Here is a 19,174-nt window from a genome sequence, read left to right as displayed (position 1 = left end):
GATTACCTTGCCCGAACATCTTTGCAGGTGGACATAATTTCCATGGAAAATACGAGTATGTACCGGTAGAAAGTATGCAAAAAGCCGTTGACGTTATAATTCGGATTGCGGAACTCACAGCAGCCACCGACTTCACAGTTGTAGGAAAGAAACAGAAAAAAACGGCAAAGCAGAAAAAGTAGGTTAAGATTTGGATAAGGTAAATCGTTGGGCAGCAGAAATAGCGCTTTTGAATCAGTGGTTTTCTGAAACAGAAATGCAACACAACATTAAGTGGGGAAGCGACGTATATTCTGTCGGGAAGAGAAATGTACTAGGAATTGCTGGATTCAAGAACTTTTTTGCCATTTGGTTCTTTGAAGGACACTTGCTTGCAGATCATGAAGGAGTTTTGGTGAATGCTCAAGAAGGGAAAACAAAGTTCTTGAGACAATGGCGTTTCACTGATGTAGCTGAACTAGATAAAAATACCGTGATGGCATACGTTTTCGAAGCCATTGAGAACGCAAAGACAAAACCGAAATCGCTTTAAACGCTCCTTCTTTGAAATAAGCTCAAAATTATTTCAAGTATAAAAGGCGTTTCATTTCTTTAAAATGAATAATCGCGAGCATTTTCTTGACCGACGGTTTTAGAACTATTTCCACAAAAGAAATAAAATCCAACAGTCACAAGATCATGCTCGCGAAATAGTACTTTTTCAAATCGCTGTTCTTTACCAGCCGATTAGAATGCCGTTTTTATTTTTTGGCTTGAAGCGCTTTAGACAACTCCAATGAAATTGCAGAGCGTTCCATTTTCAATTTTCCTGACATAGTTTCTACAACAACAGTTGTTTCAGCTAGTTCAGCGATTTTACCATGTATTCCACTTTTAGTAATGATGCGATCGCCTACTTTTAAATTGCTTTCAAATTCGCGTTCGGCTTTAGCGCGTTTCTGTTGTGGGCGAATCATTAAAAAATAAAATACGCCAATCATTAAAATATAAGGTAGAATACTTAATAGTTTGTCCATTATTTAAGAGGTTTAAGGTTTTGTAATTTAAGATTGTTTCTTGGTTTGCTTTGTGACGCACCTATTCCTGAAGAAATTGAAGCTTTGGGAGCTTTAATGAAAGTTTCAATTTTCAAAAAGGTAAAAGGTTTAGCGGTATTCGCTTCGATCGTAATCGTTTTTTTAACTTCTCCCCTTTTTCCTGCGCTGTTAAACTTAGCTGATATTTTTGCAGTTTCACCAGGAGCAACGGGTTCTTTTGGGTAGTCGGCTACCGTACAACCACACGAAGCCTTTGCCGATTTAATTACTAAATCTGAATTTCCGGTGTTTGTGAAAACAAAGGCTGTATCAATAACATCACCTTGGCTAATCGTATCAACTTTTACGACCTCTGTTTCAAATTTCATTTCTGCGACCTCTGGTTTGTTGGAACAAGCCGCAAGTGAAGCAAGGAAAATACTTGCTAAAACGATCTTTTTCATAGTAATCCGCGTCCGGTTTTTGGTAATTGATTTGAAGTTTTAAATTCTTGAACTAAAGCATCTAGTACACCATTGATGAATTTACTACTGTTTGGAGTAGAATATTCTTTAGCGATTTCGACGTATTCATTTAAAGTTACTTTCACAGGAATCGATGGAAATTTAGTAAGTTCACAAATAGCCATGTTTAGCAATATTACGTCGACTTCAGCAATACGGTCTATATCCCAGTTCGGCGTTTTGTTTTCATAAAACTTATAGAATTGCTTCTCATTAAGAATGGTCTTTCGAAATAATTCCACGCCGAAACTCTCGTCTTCTTGCATCTTGTACAACTTCGACACCTTGAAGCCGTTGGTAACCACAGTCGGTTTTAAAGCTTTCAATTCTTTGAGAATATGAGTATTGACCACGGGAAAGTCGTCGGCCCAAGTCATTTTAAAATCTTCGAGATATTCGTAAACTTTGTCGTTAGGCACTACAATATCTGCGAATAAAAAAGCAACCAAATCTTTGTGCGCTTCAAAATCTACTGTTTCCAAGCTCATGTAATTCTGATAAACATTAGTCGACTTCAGCTCCGTAAGCATTAGATTAATGTAATCGCTGTGAAGATCCCAATTATTGAGTTTACGTTCTGCAATTTGCTTGTTTAAATCGGTACTTTCAGAAAGTGCTATTAAAATGGGATTCTCGATAAATCGTTTGTTCGGATTTTTCTCTGCGGCAGTTGCTAAATGCTTTTGTGCCGATTTTTCCAAAAAGCGTTCCTCCGTTTTATGAACCTCAATCAAGGCAGAAAGCATTAAAAGGTAGAGGTCGTGCAAAACCCGTAGACTATTTTCGAGGAATTTCTCCTGAGAATCGATACGGTCGGATTGTGTTTGATGCATGGCGAAAATAGATTGCATCACTTTTACGCGGATATGTCGTCTGTTTAGCACGGTAAGAACTTTAAAAAAATTGGGCGAAAGTGTTGATCACTTTCGCCCGCAAAAATAAGATATCCTTTAAACTTTGAAAGGATTATTTTGAACTGTTTTGTAATTTTCTTTCAGCAATTCGGCGCTCAGCAATTGCCATTGCCGCTTGGTGCGTCGTGATTTTATTCTGGTCTGCTAAAGCGAAGATTTCCAAGGTTGTATTATAGATGTTTTCGGTACGTCTTAAAGCCTCTGCTTTGTCGTAACCAACGATTTCTGCGTACACATTAATAATTCCACCAGCATTAATCAAGAAATCTGGCGCATAAGCAATACCTTTTTCCTGCAATAAAACGCCGTGAATTTGCTCAACAGCCAACTGGTTATTTGCCGCACCAGCAATAACTTTTGCTTTTAGCGTGTGAATGGTCTCATCGTTGATGGTTGCTCCTAAAGCACAAGGCGCGTAAATATCAACATCGGCACTATAAACATCTCCAGTAAAGACTTTTGCACCATACTTTTGAGCTACTGCTTGTGTTTTATCCTCATGAATATCAAAAATATACACATCTGCACCTTCTTTCGCTAAATGAGAAACCAAAGTTTCGCCTACATGGCCAGCACCTTGCACTAATACTTTTTTACCATCTAAGTTATCACTTCCGAATTTGTATTTAGCCGCCGCTTTCATTCCCATAAAAACACCGTAAGCGGTTACTGGAGAAGGATTTCCAGAACCACCTCTTGATTCTGAAACGCCAGTAACAAAGGATGTTACGTCGCGAATTAAATCCATATCTGCCGTTGTTGTACCCACGTCTTCTGCAGTAATGTACTTACCTGATAAGCTGTTTACGTACTGACCAAACTTGATGATCATCTCTGGTGTCTTATCGGTTTTACTGTCGCCAATAATAACCGCTTTTCCACCACCCAGATTCAAACCCGTTACGGCCGACTTGTATGTCATTCCTCGCGATAAGCGCAAAACATCGTTCAGCGCTTCCCACTCATTATTATATTTCCACATTCGGGTACCACCAAGAGCTGGACCAAGAACCGTGTTATGAATGCCTATTATTGCTTTCAAACCTGTATCTTTGTCATTGCAAAAAACGATTTGTTCATGGTTGTCAAACGACAATTGACCAAATACTGGATCGACTTTGCTAAGTTCTGCTGGTGTTAATACCTCTGTAACCATTTGATTTAGAAATTAAAAATTAAGGCTTTTTCATTTTTGCCTCTGCAAATTTACGAATATTTTTACTGCATCGTTTGCGCAGGCGTATTTTTTGAAGGAATCGTAATTTTTTGACGAATTTTTTAAAAGGTTAAATTTTTAAAGTCTGCAATTTTTTAACAAAATTATTAAAAATATTATAGCTGTCTGTCTGTAGCAATGAAAGAATTACAATACCTGAATAAATACTTCGTAAAATATAAAATTCGATTTTTGACCGGAATTTTAATCACGATAGTTGCCCAAATTTTCTACCTATATACACCCAAATTAATATCGAACTCTATTGCAAGTATTGAAAACTACATAAAAAATAGCGAAACAGTCGATGTTAATTTCGTTCAATCACAACTCATCAAGAACATTTTATTAATTATTGCCACTACACTTCTAGCTGGATTACTAACGTTTTTAATGCGACAAACGCTCATTGTTATGTCGCGATTGATTGAGTTCGATCTGAAAAATGAAGTATTTGTCCAATACACACGATTATCGCAACAATTCTACAAACAAAATCGTACCGGCGATTTGATGAATCGAATTAGTGAAGATGTCGGAAAAGTGCGTATGTATGTAGGGCCAGCAGTGATGTACACGATAAATACGTTCATCCGATTTGCCATCGTTATCGGATATATGTATGCCGTTTCTCCGCGATTAACCTTTTACACACTGCTGCCCTTACCTATTCTTTCGTATGCCATCTTTAAACTAAGTACCGAAATCAACAAACGCAGTACTTTTTTTCAGCAAAACTTATCCAATTTATCGAGCTTTTCCCAGGAACTTTTTTCAGGTTTGCGTGTCGTTAAAGCATATGCACTCGAAAAGAAACAGCAACAAAAAGTGATTGCGCTTTCAGCAGAAAGTAAAACAAAGGCTATGGAATTGGCAAAATCCAACGCATTATTCGGGCCGTTGATGATAGCGCTGATCGGATTTAGCAACTTGATTGTGATTTATTTCGGCGGACTCATGTATATCAATCAGTCGGGTGGCATCATGCATATTGGGCAAATCGCCGAATTCATCTTGTATGTAAATATGCTCACTTGGCCGGTTGCCTCTTTAGGCTGGGTTTCGAGTATGGTTCAAGAAGCTGCGGCCTCACAAAAACGTATCAACGAGTTCTTGAAAATTGAATCGGAATTAAAAAGCGGCGACCAACCTTTAAAAGAAGTGCACGGCGCCTTCATCTTTGATCGGGTTTCTTATCGTTATGAAGATACCAATATCCAAGCATTGTCTGAACTAAATTTCGAGGTAAAAGCAGGGGAAACTCTTGCAATTTTTGGGAAAACGGGCAGCGGGAAATCGACACTTTTAAACTTAATTGCACGTTTAGATGATGCCGATACGGGTTCTATAAAATTGGATACCATTAATATTAAAGACTACAACTTACAAGAATTGCGAAGTCAAATTGGTTTTGTTCCTCAAGATGCCTTTTTGTTTTCAGATACCATTGCCAATAATATACGTTTTGGTAATGAGTTGGCGTCGGAAGAAGAAATTGTACAAGCCGCAAAAATGGCTGCAGTGCATGAAAACATTGAAAATTTCGCACAACAATACGAAACGGTACTCGGAGAACGCGGAATAACTTTATCGGGCGGACAAAAACAACGGGTGTCTTTGGCACGCGCTTTACTTAAAAATTCGCCTATTTTAGTCTTTGACGATTGTTTATCGGCTGTGGATACCGAAACGGAAGAAGAGATTTTAGATAATCTCAAAAAGTTTTCTCAGAACCGAACCACATTTATTGTAAGTCATCGGGTTAGTTCGGCGAAAAATGCTGATAAAATCTTGGTTTTGGAAGATGGGAAGATGATTCAGTTCGGAACTCCGGAAGAATTATTGGCACAAAACGGATATTATCGCGAACTGTATTTAAAACAACTTTCGGAAAAAGAATCGGCTTAAAAGTTGACAATTCATAAAATTTTTCTCACTTTTGGTTTACTTAACATAAATTTAATACTGACCGAGGCGACCATGAGAGAAAACGAGATGCTTGAAAAAGAAGATATTTTTTCAAAAGTTTTACGTGCAGGAAGAAGGACTTATTTTTTCGATGTACGGGCAACCAAAGCCGATGACTACTACATTACCATCACTGAAAGTAAGAAGTTTACCGAAGAAGATGGATCTTTTCACTTCAAAAAACACAAAATTTATTTGTATAAGGAAGATTTTGCCGCTTTCGCTGAAATCTTAAATGATATGACGTCTTACGTTCTAAATCACAAAGGAGAAGAAGTGATTTCTGAAAGACACCAGAAAGATTTTAAACGCGAAGATCGAGGTTCTGAATCAGAAACGACCCGAAGCTATACCGACATCGAATTCGACGATATATAGAAAATCCGCCCTGAGCGGATTTTTTTATGATTTGAATTTCAATAAAATAACGAAATCGAAACCTTTTATTAAAGGAGATGGCACCGAAAAATTTATTTTCATAAAACCAGATTGTCCGAAACCTCGTACATGTGTAAAACCATTAATCTTAATTGCAATGAAAAAAACACATTTACGAGTTGCGTTATTCGCAGTACTAAGTTTTGGAATTATGACCTCGTGCGACGATAGTGAATCAAACACTCCGCCCGTTAACGAGCAACCTGTTGGACCAAATCAAGAATTTTTTGCACTTACAGCCGGTGGCGCTCTTTTAAAAATGAATGCCAATGATACCGCAGCTGTTGCTGCCTCAGTAAGCATCAGTAATTTACTGCCGGGCGAAACACTTCGTGCAATTGACTTCCGCCCTGCCACAGGCCAACTATACGGAATAAGCTCTCAATCAAGACTTTATGTAATTAATCAATTTACGGGAGCGGCTCGTGCAGTAAATACTGCGTCTTTCACTACACCCTTAACTGGAAATGCAGTTGGTTTCGACTTTAACCCAACTGTCGATCGTATCCGTATCGTATCGTCTTCGGGACAAAATTTACGAGCAAATCCTGAAACAGGTGCGTTAGCAGCAGTCGATGGAAACATAAGCATTTCAGCAGCACAATTAGGCTCGGCTGCTTACACGGGTAACACCGCAGGATCTACAGCAACAGCACTTTATGTAATTGATCATGTAGCGAAAACGCTGTATAAGCAAGATCCGCCAAACGACGGAGTTATTACCGCTATTGGTAGTTTAGATCTACCCGAAAGTTACGCCGTTGAAGGCGGATTTGATATCGCCGCAAATAACGATACAGCGCTAGCAACCGCAAAAACCGGAACTGCTAGTAAATTACTGCAGATAAACTTAACTACCGGCAAAGCAACCGATTTAGGAACATTACCCACAGAAGTTATCTCTATTGCTATTCCAACGAATCCAGTAGCGTATGCTATCGACAACAATAATAATTTACATATTTTCAATTTCCAAGATATCAATGGAACTATATCTAAGCCCATTACAAATTTACAAGCAGGCGAAGATATTGTTGGAATAGATATGCGACCAGCAACGGCGCAGCTTTATGCACTTTCTTCTCTGGGCAGATTATACACCATAAATATGTCGAATGGCGCAGCAACAGCACTAGGAAGCGCGCCCGCCGTAGCTTTACAAGGAACTTCATTCGGATTTGATTTTAATCCAACTGTCGACCGTATTCGAGTGGTTTCAGACGCAGGTCAAAATTTACGTTTAAACCCTATCGACGGCACGCTTGCTGCCACAGATGGCGCGCTAAATCCCGGAGCGCCGCAAGTAACTGCTTCGGCCTACACTAATAATTTTGCAGGATCGACCTCTACCCTACTTTTCAATATAGATACCAATACCGACATGTTGTACACTCAAACTCCGCCAAACAACGGTACTTTAGTGGCTCGTGGTTCGCTTGGTGCAGATTTTACTGGAAGCGCTTCGTTCGACATTGGCGGATTAAGTAATGTAGCTTATGCCATATTAAACTCGTCGGCTGGAACTAAAATCTACAACATCAATACCTTAACCGGTGGTGCAACGGCTGTGGGTGATTTCCCAGCGCAAGTTCGAGGCTTTGCCATTGGGTTAGGTTTTTAAGATAAAAATTGCTGAAAAATTGAAATCTAAAAACGGAAAAGGTTGCCAATTATGGCAACCTTTTTTATTGGTAATGATTTGTTTAAAAATACTATCGACGAATTACTTCACATCCATCAATTCTACATCAAAAATCAACGTAGCGTTTGGTGGAATAACGCCTCCAGCACCAGCACTTCCGTAACCTAAATGAGAGGGAATCACAAAACGTGCTTTATCGCCTACTTTCAAAAGCGCAATACCTTCATCCCAACCTTCGATAACATGACCTTCACCTAAAGGAAATTCGATAGGTCGTTTTCTTGGATACGATGAATCAAAAACTTTTCCATTATCGAGTTGTCCGGTATAGTGAACACTTACTGTTTTACCTTTCTCGGCTGCTTTACCCGAACCTTGTTGAATGAACTGATATCGTAAACCGCTTTCTGTTTTCTGAAAACCAGCGGCTAATTTTTCCATGGCAGCTTCTGCAGCTTCGCGCTCGGCAGCTAATCTCTTTTTACGATTACCTTCGAAAGTTCTGAACGCTTCCACGGCATTCCATTTCTGCGCTTCTTCACCTACGCGAACAATCTCCACTTGTTGCAATTCGTCGCCTTGCGCAACGGCATCAACTACATCTTGTCCTTCAACAACATGGCCAAAAACAGTGTGCTTTCCATCTAACCAATTCGTCGGAATGTGCGTGATAAAAAATTGCGAACCATTTGTGCCTGGTCCAGCGTTTGCCATAGACAAAACACCGGGACGATCGTGCTTTAAATCGGCTTTAATTTCATCGTCGAATTTGTAACCCGGACCACCCGTTCCCGTTCCTAACGGACAACCGCCCTGAATCATGAAATCTGGAATTACGCGGTGAAACTTCAACCCATCGTAATACGGTTTGCCTTGCGGACGTGCCGAATTTTCAAGATTTCCTTCTGCCAAAGCAACAAAATTACCGACTGTTCCCGGAGTTTTATCGTGTGTCAACTTAACCGTAATGTCGCCTTTACCTGTTTTAAAACGAGCGTAAATACCGTTTTCCATAAAATGTAGAATTGTAATTTTAGTCATGCAAAAGTACGGAAAAGAGTTGGTAGCATTTAAAAAACAACTATCAGTATAAATTGAAAAACGAAAAACGCTAGTTTACCTTCAAACTAAAATCAATAAAACATTCAAGTACTTGATTATTTAACGTGAGTTCGATGTAAAAAAATAAAGTTAGAAGTCATATAAATAGTTGATTAAAAGCGGAATTGGGACAACGAGGTGACTCAAAAAAATACAACGGAGTAAGCGACTGTTTTAGCTGTTAGCTCGTAAAATAGCTTAGCAGAAAAATCCGTAAACAATTTAAATGACTCAATTTAAGCGTTCTAACAAAGATTTTTATATCGAACTCACATTATTTAGTAATTAATAACGCAAAAATTCTATCTCGCAGGCAACGATCTATTGAACTAATTTTAGGGCGATAAATCGATAATACTCTGTAAATCATATTTTTATATTTTTTGGGCAGCATTCCCCGTTTTTCACTGCAATACAACCTACCGCTGTCGGTTTCGGTTTATTTTTGCAGGAGCTTCCGTTGGTCGCTGCTGCAAAAACACCTACACACGCCACCGCTACGGTTTTATTTCCATTGCAACCGGGGCTGCAAAAATCGCTACCTATATTTAGTGGAAAAAACGTATAATTAGGAGTTAACAGACGAAGTAAACGACCAATTTACAGTTAAAAATTAGCACAGTACAATTCTCGCAAAATATCAAATTTCTTAAATCTGGACCACGGGGAAATAAATCGCCTCCATAAAGCACAGCTAACTCTATTCCAAACAAAAAGCTTTTATTAAATCATTTCTCCCTTATCGATACCTCTAAATGGTCTACAAAATAATTGATTAACTTACTTATCAGAAACGCGCGGCAGCAAGAGAAACAAATAAAAAACCCAACATTCAAGCGAAGCTTGAGTTGGGTTTTTTATTTGTTTGTGGGAAGAGCAGGATTCGAACCTGCGAAGACATAGTCAGCAGATTTACAGTCTGCCCTCGTTGGCCGCTTGAGTATCTTCCCGCTGCGGTTGCGGGCGCAAATATAACAAGTAGATTCGCCCACACAGCATATTTTTTAAGGATTTTCTGAAACTTTTTTTACTTGCTTCACAGTCAGGCATTAAAAAATTATCGAATAATCAGTTTTTGAACCGAACGCTGACTTTCCGAACGAATTTCCACGAAATACACTCCTGAAGTTAGTTCTAACTGCAGCGAATTAGCCGAAAAATTGTCGGCATTGTAAACACGCTGCCCGCTAATATTGTAAATATTCACCGTAGCATTGCTTATATTCTTTGTGAAATAAACAACATCTGAAGCCGGATTTGGATACAATCGAACCTCATTGTTTACATAATCGGTGGTTGTTAAATTATTGTTCCACACCTGACCTAAATTGGCGCCAAAAACATATTCTGCTAAAAGCGGCATATCTACAAACGGATTTCGATTCTTCTGCCACAAATGCACAACATTATTGTGATTCATTTCAAAATCATCTGCTGTATCACTTGCATTCCATTGCAATAAAGTTTCCAAATCACCCACAAAACCAACGGGAGCAGTTGGTGGATTGCCATTTACCACATTTAAGCCGTTGTAACGAACTGCCATATAAAAAAGTGCGCGAGCCACATCGCCATGCCATGAACCCAAAGTATTTGCTGAACCGTTGTAATCAATACCGTAATTGCGCTCGCTTCGCAATGAGTTTTCAGGGCTGTCTTCTGCACGAATGTGATGCGCGTCTGAATGTCCTGCTAAAATATCGTCGGGACCTGTCGTATCAAATGCATCGAAACCATCGGCTGAACCCGAAGTGCCGTCTGTGAAACCACCACGCGACTGTGGATAAATGTGCTCGCGATTCCAAAAACCTGAAGCACCACTTGTTCCTGTTTGTTGATCTAGTTTCGAGCGCGGTTGTTCTACGTACATCAACCATACTTGATTCGGATTTTCTGGATTTACATCTGCTGCCTTCAAAATTTCAAAAACATCGCCGTATGTATGCTCTCGAACCAAGGTCGGATTAGCAATAATTGCCTGTATAGCTGCTTTTAATTCGTTTCCAGCTTTTCCGTTCAAGCTGTCGTAGTATCCGGCAGGAATGCTCGGAGTAACATTTCCATAAGTCGGATTTACAGGCGTTCCGTAATTTAAGGCTTGGAAATCGTTATCAACAACACGAATAATTACGTTATTGTTTAAGCGTTCGTATCCCGAAGGTAAAGCGTTAATAAACAAACGGGCATCTTCATCGCCTTCGTCAAACGAATCGTTTATAAATGTAATTGACACTACCGCCGATTGACTTCCTGCAGCAAATGAAACCGTTGTTGTTGTTTGATAATCTGAGGCTGTAAAACCACCGTTCTCCAAAGTAAACGTAAAATTAAACGCCGTTTGAGCCGGTTGTTGCAACGAAAATGTAAGTGTTACAGTATTTCCTTCGGTTACGTTCGTTGCCGATAGCTGTGCTGTTAAGCCATTTGCCGAACTTCCACTACCGTCGTTCGGTGCTCCCGGTGTAGGCGCTTTCACCTCATACGTTCCGTCGTTTTTTCGTTGAATACTTTCTGTTTGCGACGAACCATTTACACCTTCATTTATTTGCTCGGTTAAACCTAAAGCTGCTAATAAGCTCGTTGCATCCGGATCGTTGGTGTCGTACGCTAAAGCAGAAATTAGATTCGTATTGGTACAAGGCGTATTCAAAGGCCAATCGCTGGCATTTCCCAAATAAATGGCAACGGCATCCGCACCGTTTTGAAAAGTGTTGTCTGGAAGAATTTGATCTGGAAACGGACTCAATCCTTGATTACCAATCAGAATAATGCCATCGCTGTCGGTGGTAAATCCGTCTAAGTCCATCGCAAAATAAGATGGATTATTGGGCTGACCGCCGTTGAACGCCACCAAAACATAGCCGGTTAACGATTGATTGGGATTAAGAGTCTTGAGTTCGATAAACTCTAAAACATCGGTTCCAGGTGTATCGGCGTCTAATTCATTAATAAATATTTGCGCTTGCGCGGAAACGCATACTAAAAGCAGGCAAATAAACTTGCCCCAGATTTTTTTCATGCCACTGAAAATTAAGACGACAAAGGTACACAACCCTTTTTAGATACTTCGGTCTGACAATTATAAATTTAGCGCAGCAGTTGTGACTGAATAATCAAATGCAAATAGTACTTTTGCACCTCAAAAAAAAGGAATGAAGAAGATTGTTGCGTACCGTGCGCTTTTAGAAGTAGATAAAAATGTAACGCTTAAGGAACTGAAAACCATTTATCGAAATGCGATGAAAGACGCGCATCCAGATAAGTTTCAAGGCGACGACGAAGGTTTAAAAGCAGCCGAAGAACGCAGCAAACAAATTATTGAAGCGTACCACCACTTAGTTTCTATAAATCCGGAAACTCGCGAAGCACAGATGCCGGAATTCCAAGAAACTGTAGCCAAGCAAACTCTGATTGACTACGATTTCGTGGACGGACGTTTAGTTGTAAAATTCGATAACGGCATCAAATACGAGTTTATTAGCGTTCCAAAAGCTACTTACGTGAAAATGGTTAATGCCGACTCCCCTGCTCGATTTGCCAAGCGCCATATCTTCCCAAGTTTTGTTTGGCGCAAAGTTTCTAACGAAGACTAGTTTTTCTTTGGCTTTCGCCGAAGTTAACGAATGAGTTTAGGATGGGTTTTCGTCCAAGTAGCGCTCCTTGAATACATTGATGTGATGCTGTTGATGTCCGAGAATTATAAATCCCAAAGCACGAACCGAAACAGCTTTATCGGATGCTGTTCCAATATTTTCGAGTTGTGATGGTTTAAAACTCTTGAAAAGTGCTAAGGTACTTTGGCGAACCAAAGCAAATTCAGTAAGTAAATCCTTCAAATGACGGTTGTTTGCATTTGAATGATCTGCAAACAAATTCTCGTCGTAACCGGGTAAATGCGTTTGGTCGCCACGACTGATACGCAATGCGCGATATGAGAATACGCGCTCGGCATCGATAATGTGTTGTATGATTTCTTTTAGTGTCCATTTTCCGGGTGCATACCGGTAATCGTGTTTTCCCAAAGGAACGTTTTGCACAAAATGAATAAACTCGTGCTGTTTGATTTCTAAATTATCGAAAAGTTCGATGTTTTCTAAAGCCGTGATGTAACGCGCGTAGAAATCGGCGTATTCGTTGATGGGAAGTTGATCTTTAAACATATTTTAATTGAGTATATAAATTGACATAGCGCTTACGCAGAATTGCGACTGGCGTTAGTGTTTCCAAATAAGGAACGAGAAATAAGTTTCTCGTATTTCGCAAACGTTTCGGCGTCTAAAGACTGGTCGTTGGCTTGTACTTGCATCATGGCATATTGCTGAATTACTAAGAGCGGGCGTGCAATTTCCTCTCGTGCCTGAACCGACGCCTCGCCTACCGGATAATTTTCCATTAAAGTCTGCTGATCTGAAAGTTCAAGTAGTAAAGATTTGCTGAGCAAATATTCTTCATAAATCAATTGCCAAAACGCTCCGTATTTTGCATCGTTTTGCATGTATTTGGTTAGTGAAAAATACGATTTGGCGAGCGACATCATGCTGTTTTCTAGCAATGTTTTAAAGAAAAGCGAACGTGAAAACAACTCTTGAACGTTTTGCCATTTGCCCGAATCTTTTGCGTGCTTTAAAGCTGTTCCGACTCCAAAGAATCCTGGAACATTTTGTTTGAGCTGGCTCCACGAACCCACAAATGGAATAGCGCGCAAATCTTGCAATTGCAATTTCGTATCGGCCTTTCGTTTTGCAGGTCGGCTACCGATATTGAGTTGTGAGAAGTATTTTAACGTACTTCGTTCTTCGAGATACGGAACAAACAAATCGTGATTTTTAAACGAATCGTATTTGGCGTGTCCGACCCGAGCTAAATCGTCAAGTAACTCTTGATCGGCGGCGCTTAAAACTTGTGTATCGCGGTAGTCGGTTGTATTTCTGAAACCAGCAGAAAGCAAATTTTCGAGATTGAATTTACATGAATCGAGCGTTCCGAAAGTCGAACTTACGGTTTGACCTTGAATGGTAAGCTGAATTTCTCGATTTGCAATTTTTTTTCCTAAACCGGCGTAAAACTGATGTGTTCGGCCGCCGCCACGTGCCGGAGGTCCGCCGCGACCGTCGAAAAACAAAACCTGAATGCCGTATTGTTCCGACATGCGTGTAATTTCGAGTTTGGCTTTATAAATACTCCAATTTGCCATGAGATAACCGCCGTCTTTGGTGCCGTCTGAAAATCCGAGCATGACCGTTTGTAGGTTTCCACGTGCTTGCAAATGCGTTCTGTAGCCTGCGTGCGTGTACAAGCGCTCCATGATTGCGGCTGCGCGCGACAAGTCGGAAATAACTTCGAATAAAGGAACGATATCAATGGGCGCCTGTTCGTTGGCGGATAATCGCAAAGCGTGGTGAATAATTTGATGTACGTCGAGCACATCGGTATCGCTTTCACAATTGCTAATGATGTATCGATGACAAGCATCATGACCGTTGAGCTCTTGCAAACGAATCATGGTTTTTACCGATTCTAAGGTATCAGTTTCGATGTCGTTTAAATCGGCATTTTGATGATTTAATTTTTCGATTAAGCCTCTGTGAATTTTACTGTTTTGCCGAACATCGAGCGTGGCGAAATGAAACTTAAATAAACGAACTTTTGTTAGCAGTAATTGTATGTTTTCAAGATAGATACCTTGATGCTTCTCAACTAAAAGATTACTTATTTCTTGAAGCTTTTCGACCAGATACTCGTAACTAATAAAATTCGGATCGGCGTTATAAAAAACAGTTCTGTACAAGCGGTATTCGATATCGGCTATTAAATCGGTTACACCTGAAAAAGTGAGTTTTCGTTTGAGTTTTCGAATGTCTTGGTAATAGCATTTAAGAATTGATGTTCGCAAACGCATACCGACTTCAAAAGTAGATTGCGCGGTTACAAACGGATTCCCGTCGCGGTCGCCGCCGGGCCAAAATCCGAAACCAAGCACGTTGTGATCGATTAGTTGCAGGCGTTCGAGATCGAAAGTGATTTCGGCCGCGCTGTGGTAGCAAACGTTTTCAAGATACCAGATTAGCGACGTAGCTTCGTTAAACGGACTCGGTTTTTCTTTGCGAATGAACGGTGTTTTGCCTAATTGTGTTAGCAAGGATTTGATTTCAAACAAATCGTCTTTTTTCAAAGCGCAGGTTAAATCGGTTATGATTCCGAGCACCGAACCGGGATAGAATTGCGTGGGATGCGCTGTTAAAATGATTTTTGTCTTGAAATTAGCTGCTGTTTTCTTTAGTTTTTTTAAGTCGGTGTTTTCGAGCAGATGCGCCAAAGTTCCTGGACCGTTTAAGTTGTTAACTTCCGCAAAACCCGCATCTTCCACGGCATCGAACAGCACAATTTGTCGTTCGATGTATTGAATAAATCGGAATAGTAAATCGATTTGTGCCGATTCGGGTTTGTCGGGAAAGTATTGTTGGAAGAATTGCGAAACGATTTCTTTAGGAGAAAGTTCGTTTTCGAGTCCGTGGCTACAGCTCTCGGCAAATAGCGGCAAAAGCGCGCCGGTATTGTCGATGGCATCGAACGGCAGTGTGATAAACAAGCTGTTGTATAAATCGTAGCGTGCTTTTACACGTTTTTGAAACGTTTTCAAAGGCGAATTGTGGTACATGGCTTACAGGTGCAACGGGTGAGATGCCAAGATACGAAATGGAAACGTTTTTTTGTGCACTTTTTCCGTGTTAGCGGTTGGAGCGACATCCTTTTGCCGGAGTTCCGCAGGCAAAAGATATAGCGGAAGACGCGACGGCAAAAGCGCGGCTTGGGTTTCGCCGGGCTTTTGCCGGAACACCCAAATAACAAGAATTAGAATTTTACATATTGGAAATGAGTGGTTTACATTGATTTTTCTTCCAATAAAAAAACCGATGCGGTGAAACATCGGTTTTGGAATTTAAAGCGCGGAGGCTTACATATTTTTGAAGATGGTGTGCATTAAACGTTTTTTGTCGTTGATGCTTTCTTCGAGTGAAATCATGGTTTCTGTGCGGTACACGCCTTCGATATCGTCGATCATGAAGATAACGTCTTTTGCGTGTTTGGTGTCTTTTGCACGGATTTTACAAAAAATGTTGAATTTTCCGGTGGTTACGTGTGCTACGGTTACGAATGGGATTTCGTTGATGCGCTCGAGAACGAATTTGGTTTGCGAGGTGTTGTTGAGGAATACACCTACGTAAGCGATGAATGAATATCCAAGTTTCTCATAATCAAGCGTTAATGAAGAACCCATGATGATACCGGCGTCTTCCATTTTTTTAACGCGCACGTGCACGGTTCCGGCTGAAATCAGCAATTTTTTCGCGATATCGGTAAAAGGCACTCTGGTGTTATCAATTAACATATCCAGAATCTGATGATCTACTTCGTCTAATCTGAACTTACTCATATTCTTGTGTTTGTCTGTTGTCTGCAATTACGTGTCCGTTGCGGATTTGCTGGTTTCCGACGGTAAAGTTTGCATCAACATTCGAACTTTCGAGTAAATCGTTGTAATTCAGTTGCCCCACTTCACCGTTGAAATCGTAAGTTTTGTGACCTACGAAAATTGCGTTTTCTTCTAATTTTCTGAGTTTAGCTCTGAAAAATATCGAATTTTCTGCAAATTCCTCAACGAACTGAGCGGCAAAATTGATTAAAAAATCTGAATTAGCATAATTTATTTTGACGTTTTTATAAACAATGTCAAAAAATAGGGGGCGATTTTGCGGAATTTTTAAGTATTCCGAAATTTCAGTGTCAACTATAACGTTTTCGTGATAATTTGTGAGTGTTGATAATAATGCAACAAAAATGAGATTTCGGGTTTTTTCGCGCAGATAATCGTTTGGAAAGTGACCGGCTTCGATGAGAATCGTTGGAGTTCCGAGGTTTTGGAAGGTATCGCCGGTGCAATTCAGGTTAAAACTGTCGTCGAAACGCCCAACTTGATTCAGAATGAAGTTTTGAAGTTCTCGATTTATGACATTAATATAGTGTACTGCTTCGAGTCGGTTTCGGTTAAAATCGCGTTCCGGATTAAAAGCTGGTGCCAGTAACGAGACAGTAGCTGGATTGATTTCTGGAGTTTCGACACCAAATATAGTGCGTTGATCGTGCAGATTTAAGCACAACTGAGGTTTGAAGAGCTGGTACACGTGGCGTAAAAACCGACTTTCAGGTTGCGAGAGTTCTTGTGCATCGCGGTTTAAATCGATTTTATTAGCGTTTTCGCGGGTGTAGCGGTGTGCGCCGTCAGGATTGAGCATGGGAATGATTCCGAGCTGCAAATTGTGTTGCGCAAGAAAATCCGGATTGGCTTTTAAGAAGCAAATCAGATCGATTACTGCCTTTGTAGTTGTTGACTCGTTACCGTGCATTTGCGACCACATGAGAATGCGTTTGGAGCCCGAGCCGAATTTAAGAAACGGAATGGGGCGTTCTTCTACCGAAAACCCAAGCATACTTTTTTGCACTTTGTATTCTAAAAGAAAAGCGCTGATCATTTCGAAATTGAGATACCTACCGCTGATACCGGAGTAGGTGAACTGTTTGGCGAGATCTAAGAAATTAGGCTTTGTCATGCTGTAAAAGTACAAAAAGGATAGTTTACATTTGTAAACACATAAAAACACTAATACTTTCAAATATTTGTTTACATTTGTAAATAGTAAAGAAGAAATGTAAATTTATAAGCATGTGAAATATTCAAATCATTGTTTTTCAGTATTTTGAATATTAATACATAAAGTAATAGATTTAGTTACCAGAAATCAGACGCTCATTAAAAAATAAAGACAATTAGTTATGGATTTGATCGACGAAATAGCCGAGCGCATTAAAGAAGTGATGCATCGTATGAGTGAAAGTCCGACGAGTTTTGCCGATAAATTACAAGTGCAACGTTCGTCGATTTCCCACATTTTATCCGGTCGAAACAAACCAAGTTTGGATTTCGTTTTGAAGTTGTTGCACGCCTACCCGAGTATTTCGGCCGACTATATTTTATTTGGAACGGCTGTTGAAAAAAACGAGAAACACAAGATAGAAACCGATTTGGTAGCAACCGATCAGACAACGACATCTTCAGTACCTTCTGGCGTAACATTGTCGAATCGCGACAAGAAATTGAAACAAGTGGTTTTGTTGTACGACGACGGAACATTTAGTACGTACTTACCGCAAACCACCGAATAAAAACAAGAAAGCCCCGGTTGTACCGAGGCTCCCTGACCAATAAAACAAACACAAAAATCAAGCGTAGTAACCTAACGAACGTCCGACTAAAAATCGGAATAAATCACTCTAAACTATTGTAAGACAGCTTTTTTATAACTAATTGCTTTTTTAACCTAAACATTTTACAGTAGCTTATTCTGCTGGTTTTCTTCAGATCATTTTGCATTAGAAAGAAATCCGCTTGATAAACACCCGTTTAGCTGTTTTTCTTACAGTGATTTTTAGATCGGACTCTCGTTAACCTAAAATCTTTCTTATGTTTACATTTACGAGAATAGATTTAATTTGGTTTTTTGTCAGAGCTGTTTTTTGATAAATTTTTTAAAAAATCGTTTCCACACGCGAACAACCAGTTTAAAACCAAAGTATTTTTGATATAAGCACCGCAGGTAAAACATCTATGTCCATACAGCCTACTTTCCTACAAAAACTTAAAAGTTATTTCGTTCCCGTTTGTGTGGAGCGTTTTCAATCGGATTACAACGGACTCATCGAAATAAACTGCGTGTCAGGAAAACTCGTCGTAGATTCCGAAAACACCAATTACAGTTATGGTTCGTTGCAGAAAATTCTGAAATACGGACTGATACATGTGGGCTATTCGCGCATTCGACGGATGGAGCGTATCTTGGTATTGGGACTCGCTGGCGGCAGCATTTTGGAAACTTTACAACGCGAGGTGCGGTTTGAAGGTGCCATTACGTGTGTTGACATCGACCGTACGCTTGTGGAACGACTCCAAAGTTGCTACGCGTATCAGACCAATCAAAATGTATCGGTTGTATTCGACGACGCGTTCAACTTTGTGCTGCGAAATACCGAAAAATATGATTTGGTGATTGTCGACATCTTTCTAGACACGAAGTTGCCCGACTTTTTATTCGAACTGCATTTTCTAAAAAAACTATTTGCCGACATGCCTGCCAAGGGAATATTGCTTTTCAACACGATGGTGCTCACTACCGCCGACAGAGCCCGCAACGACCGCTATTTAAGAGATATTACCGCTTTAGGTCTAGAACCCGAACTCCTTACCAAAGTAGAACCACATACCGAACTGATTTGTATTGAGAAGAGGTAGTGGGAAGATT

Annotated in this window: 17 protein-coding genes, 1 tRNA gene and 1 pseudogene; 8 read left to right on the top strand and 11 right to left on the bottom strand. The window is 40.0% G+C overall.

Going from position 1 to position 19,174, the window contains the following annotated elements; all coding sequences use genetic code 11:
• Together ACOVQQ_RS12265 and ACOVQQ_RS12260 are read left to right on the top strand one after the other, a co-directional pair.
• Positions 1-182: pseudogene (locus tag ACOVQQ_RS12265) on the top strand (peptidase T); the annotation flags it as partial.
• An 8-nt stretch (positions 183-190) separates the two neighbouring features.
• Positions 191-532, top strand: a complete 342-nt coding sequence (locus ACOVQQ_RS12260) for a DUF1801 domain-containing protein (protein ID WP_421818452.1) — start codon at positions 191-193, stop codon at positions 530-532.
• Positions 533-740: 208 nt separating this feature from the next.
• On the opposite strand, the gene yajC is transcribed toward ACOVQQ_RS12260, so the two are convergent.
• From yajC to ACOVQQ_RS12240, 4 genes are all read right to left on the bottom strand, one after another.
• Positions 741-1,016, bottom strand: a complete 276-nt coding sequence (yajC, locus tag ACOVQQ_RS12255) for a preprotein translocase subunit YajC (RefSeq protein WP_421818451.1) — start codon at positions 1,014-1,016, stop codon at positions 741-743.
• The gene (locus ACOVQQ_RS12250) at positions 1,016-1,480 is read right to left on the bottom strand and encodes a DUF1573 domain-containing protein (RefSeq protein ID WP_421818450.1); all 465 of its coding nucleotides are present in this window, start codon (positions 1,478-1,480) and stop codon (positions 1,016-1,018) included. Before ACOVQQ_RS12250 ends, yajC begins: the two co-directional genes overlap by 1 nt.
• Positions 1,477-2,424, bottom strand: coding sequence for a transcription antitermination factor NusB (nusB, locus tag ACOVQQ_RS12245; RefSeq protein ID WP_421818449.1), 948 nt, complete (start codon positions 2,422-2,424; stop codon positions 1,477-1,479). Before nusB ends, ACOVQQ_RS12250 begins: the two co-directional genes overlap by 4 nt.
• Before the next feature lie 82 nt (positions 2,425-2,506).
• A complete protein-coding gene (locus ACOVQQ_RS12240; protein WP_421818448.1) occupies positions 2,507-3,610 on the bottom strand; it encodes a Glu/Leu/Phe/Val family dehydrogenase in 1,104 nt (367 codons plus the stop codon).
• Between the two features lie 198 nt (positions 3,611-3,808).
• Here ACOVQQ_RS12240 and ACOVQQ_RS12235 point away from each other — a divergent pair, with 198 nt between their 5' ends.
• From ACOVQQ_RS12235 to ACOVQQ_RS12225, 3 genes are all read left to right on the top strand, one after another.
• Entirely contained in the window at positions 3,809-5,578 is a 1,770-nt protein-coding gene (locus ACOVQQ_RS12235; protein WP_421818447.1) for an ABC transporter ATP-binding protein, read from the top strand.
• Positions 5,579-5,650: 72 nt separating this feature from the next.
• A complete protein-coding gene (locus tag ACOVQQ_RS12230) occupies positions 5,651-6,016 on the top strand; it encodes a PUR family DNA/RNA-binding protein (protein WP_421818446.1) in 366 nt (121 codons plus the stop codon).
• 157 nt (positions 6,017-6,173) lie between these two features.
• Positions 6,174-7,697 carry a DUF4394 domain-containing protein gene (locus ACOVQQ_RS12225; RefSeq protein WP_421818445.1) on the top strand — a complete coding sequence of 508 codons (1,524 nt, stop codon included), beginning with the start codon at positions 6,174-6,176 and terminating at the stop codon, positions 7,695-7,697.
• Positions 7,698-7,799: 102 nt separating this feature from the next.
• Here the strand turns inward: ACOVQQ_RS12225 and ACOVQQ_RS12220 are convergent, their stop codons facing one another.
• The 3 genes from ACOVQQ_RS12220 to ACOVQQ_RS12210 form a co-directional block, all read right to left on the bottom strand.
• A complete protein-coding gene (locus ACOVQQ_RS12220; protein WP_094485409.1) occupies positions 7,800-8,732 on the bottom strand; it encodes a peptidylprolyl isomerase in 933 nt (310 codons plus the stop codon).
• A gap of 955 nt (positions 8,733-9,687) precedes the next feature.
• A tRNA-Tyr gene (locus ACOVQQ_RS12215) sits at positions 9,688-9,769 on the bottom strand.
• Positions 9,770-9,876: 107 nt separating this feature from the next.
• Entirely contained in the window at positions 9,877-11,838 is a 1,962-nt protein-coding gene (locus ACOVQQ_RS12210) for an endonuclease (protein ID WP_421818444.1), read from the bottom strand.
• 133 nt (positions 11,839-11,971) lie between these two features.
• Between ACOVQQ_RS12210 and ACOVQQ_RS12205 the strand changes: the two genes are divergently transcribed.
• The gene (locus ACOVQQ_RS12205; RefSeq protein WP_094485407.1) at positions 11,972-12,412 is read left to right on the top strand and encodes a KTSC domain-containing protein; all 441 of its coding nucleotides are present in this window, start codon (positions 11,972-11,974) and stop codon (positions 12,410-12,412) included.
• 36 nt (positions 12,413-12,448) lie between these two features.
• Here ACOVQQ_RS12205 and ACOVQQ_RS12200 read toward each other — a convergent pair whose 3' ends face one another.
• From ACOVQQ_RS12200 to ACOVQQ_RS12185, 4 genes are all read right to left on the bottom strand, one after another.
• Entirely contained in the window at positions 12,449-12,979 is a 531-nt protein-coding gene (locus ACOVQQ_RS12200; protein ID WP_421818443.1) for a DinB family protein, read from the bottom strand.
• Positions 12,980-13,011: 32 nt separating this feature from the next.
• On the bottom strand, positions 13,012-15,477 hold the full coding sequence (locus tag ACOVQQ_RS12195) for a phosphoenolpyruvate carboxylase (protein ID WP_421818442.1): 2,466 nt from the start codon (positions 15,475-15,477) through the stop codon (positions 13,012-13,014).
• A gap of 297 nt (positions 15,478-15,774) precedes the next feature.
• Complete coding sequence (locus ACOVQQ_RS12190) at positions 15,775-16,254, bottom strand: Lrp/AsnC family transcriptional regulator (protein ID WP_091140893.1); 480 nt, start codon at positions 16,252-16,254, stop codon at positions 15,775-15,777.
• Positions 16,247-17,428: a M14 family zinc carboxypeptidase gene (locus tag ACOVQQ_RS12185; protein ID WP_421818441.1), complete on the bottom strand. Its 1,182-nt coding sequence runs from the start codon at positions 17,426-17,428 to the stop codon at positions 16,247-16,249. Before ACOVQQ_RS12185 ends, ACOVQQ_RS12190 begins: the two co-directional genes overlap by 8 nt.
• 223 nt (positions 17,429-17,651) lie before the next feature.
• Between ACOVQQ_RS12185 and ACOVQQ_RS12180 the strand changes: the two genes are divergently transcribed.
• Together ACOVQQ_RS12180 and ACOVQQ_RS12175 are read left to right on the top strand one after the other, a co-directional pair.
• Positions 17,652-18,041 (top strand): helix-turn-helix domain-containing protein, encoded by a 390-nt coding sequence (locus ACOVQQ_RS12180; RefSeq protein ID WP_421818440.1) that lies wholly within the window; start codon positions 17,652-17,654, stop codon positions 18,039-18,041.
• A gap of 442 nt (positions 18,042-18,483) precedes the next feature.
• Positions 18,484-19,164, top strand: coding sequence for a spermidine synthase (locus tag ACOVQQ_RS12175; protein WP_421818439.1), 681 nt, complete (start codon positions 18,484-18,486; stop codon positions 19,162-19,164).
• Positions 19,165-19,174: the final 10 nt, after the last annotated feature.

It is taken from the genome of Flavobacterium sp. (assembly GCF_049240005.1).
Lineage (GTDB): Bacteria > Bacteroidota > Bacteroidia > Flavobacteriales > Flavobacteriaceae > Flavobacterium.
Note: the sequence above shows the minus strand (reverse complement) of the source record. Positions and strands in the feature narration are given on the sequence as shown.

Excerpts from the sequence above, each read along its gene's own strand:
- yajC (WP_421818451.1), bottom strand. The coding sequence starts at position 1,016 with ATGGACAAACTATTAAGTATTCTACCTTATATTTTAATGATTGGCGTA.
- ACOVQQ_RS12250 (WP_421818450.1), bottom strand. The coding sequence starts at position 1,480 with ATGAAAAAGATCGTTTTAGCAAGTATTTTCCTTGCTTCACTTGCGGCT.
- ACOVQQ_RS12240 (WP_421818448.1), bottom strand. The coding sequence starts at position 3,610 with ATGGTTACAGAGGTATTAACACCAGCAGAACTTAGCAAAGTCGATCCA.
- ACOVQQ_RS12235 (WP_421818447.1), top strand. The coding sequence starts at position 3,809 with ATGAAAGAATTACAATACCTGAATAAATACTTCGTAAAATATAAAATT.
- ACOVQQ_RS12230 (WP_421818446.1), top strand. The coding sequence starts at position 5,651 with ATGAGAGAAAACGAGATGCTTGAAAAAGAAGATATTTTTTCAAAAGTT.
- ACOVQQ_RS12225 (WP_421818445.1), top strand. The coding sequence starts at position 6,174 with ATGAAAAAAACACATTTACGAGTTGCGTTATTCGCAGTACTAAGTTTT.
- ACOVQQ_RS12220 (WP_094485409.1), bottom strand. The coding sequence starts at position 8,732 with ATGGAAAACGGTATTTACGCTCGTTTTAAAACAGGTAAAGGCGACATT.
- ACOVQQ_RS12210 (WP_421818444.1), bottom strand. The coding sequence starts at position 11,838 with ATGAAAAAAATCTGGGGCAAGTTTATTTGCCTGCTTTTAGTATGCGTT.
- ACOVQQ_RS12205 (WP_094485407.1), top strand. The coding sequence starts at position 11,972 with ATGAAGAAGATTGTTGCGTACCGTGCGCTTTTAGAAGTAGATAAAAAT.
- ACOVQQ_RS12200 (WP_421818443.1), bottom strand. The coding sequence starts at position 12,979 with ATGTTTAAAGATCAACTTCCCATCAACGAATACGCCGATTTCTACGCG.
- ACOVQQ_RS12195 (WP_421818442.1), bottom strand. The coding sequence starts at position 15,477 with ATGTACCACAATTCGCCTTTGAAAACGTTTCAAAAACGTGTAAAAGCA.
- ACOVQQ_RS12190 (WP_091140893.1), bottom strand. The coding sequence starts at position 16,254 with ATGAGTAAGTTCAGATTAGACGAAGTAGATCATCAGATTCTGGATATG.
- ACOVQQ_RS12185 (WP_421818441.1), bottom strand. The coding sequence starts at position 17,428 with ATGACAAAGCCTAATTTCTTAGATCTCGCCAAACAGTTCACCTACTCC.
- ACOVQQ_RS12180 (WP_421818440.1), top strand. The coding sequence starts at position 17,652 with ATGGATTTGATCGACGAAATAGCCGAGCGCATTAAAGAAGTGATGCAT.
- ACOVQQ_RS12175 (WP_421818439.1), top strand. The coding sequence starts at position 18,484 with ATGTCCATACAGCCTACTTTCCTACAAAAACTTAAAAGTTATTTCGTT.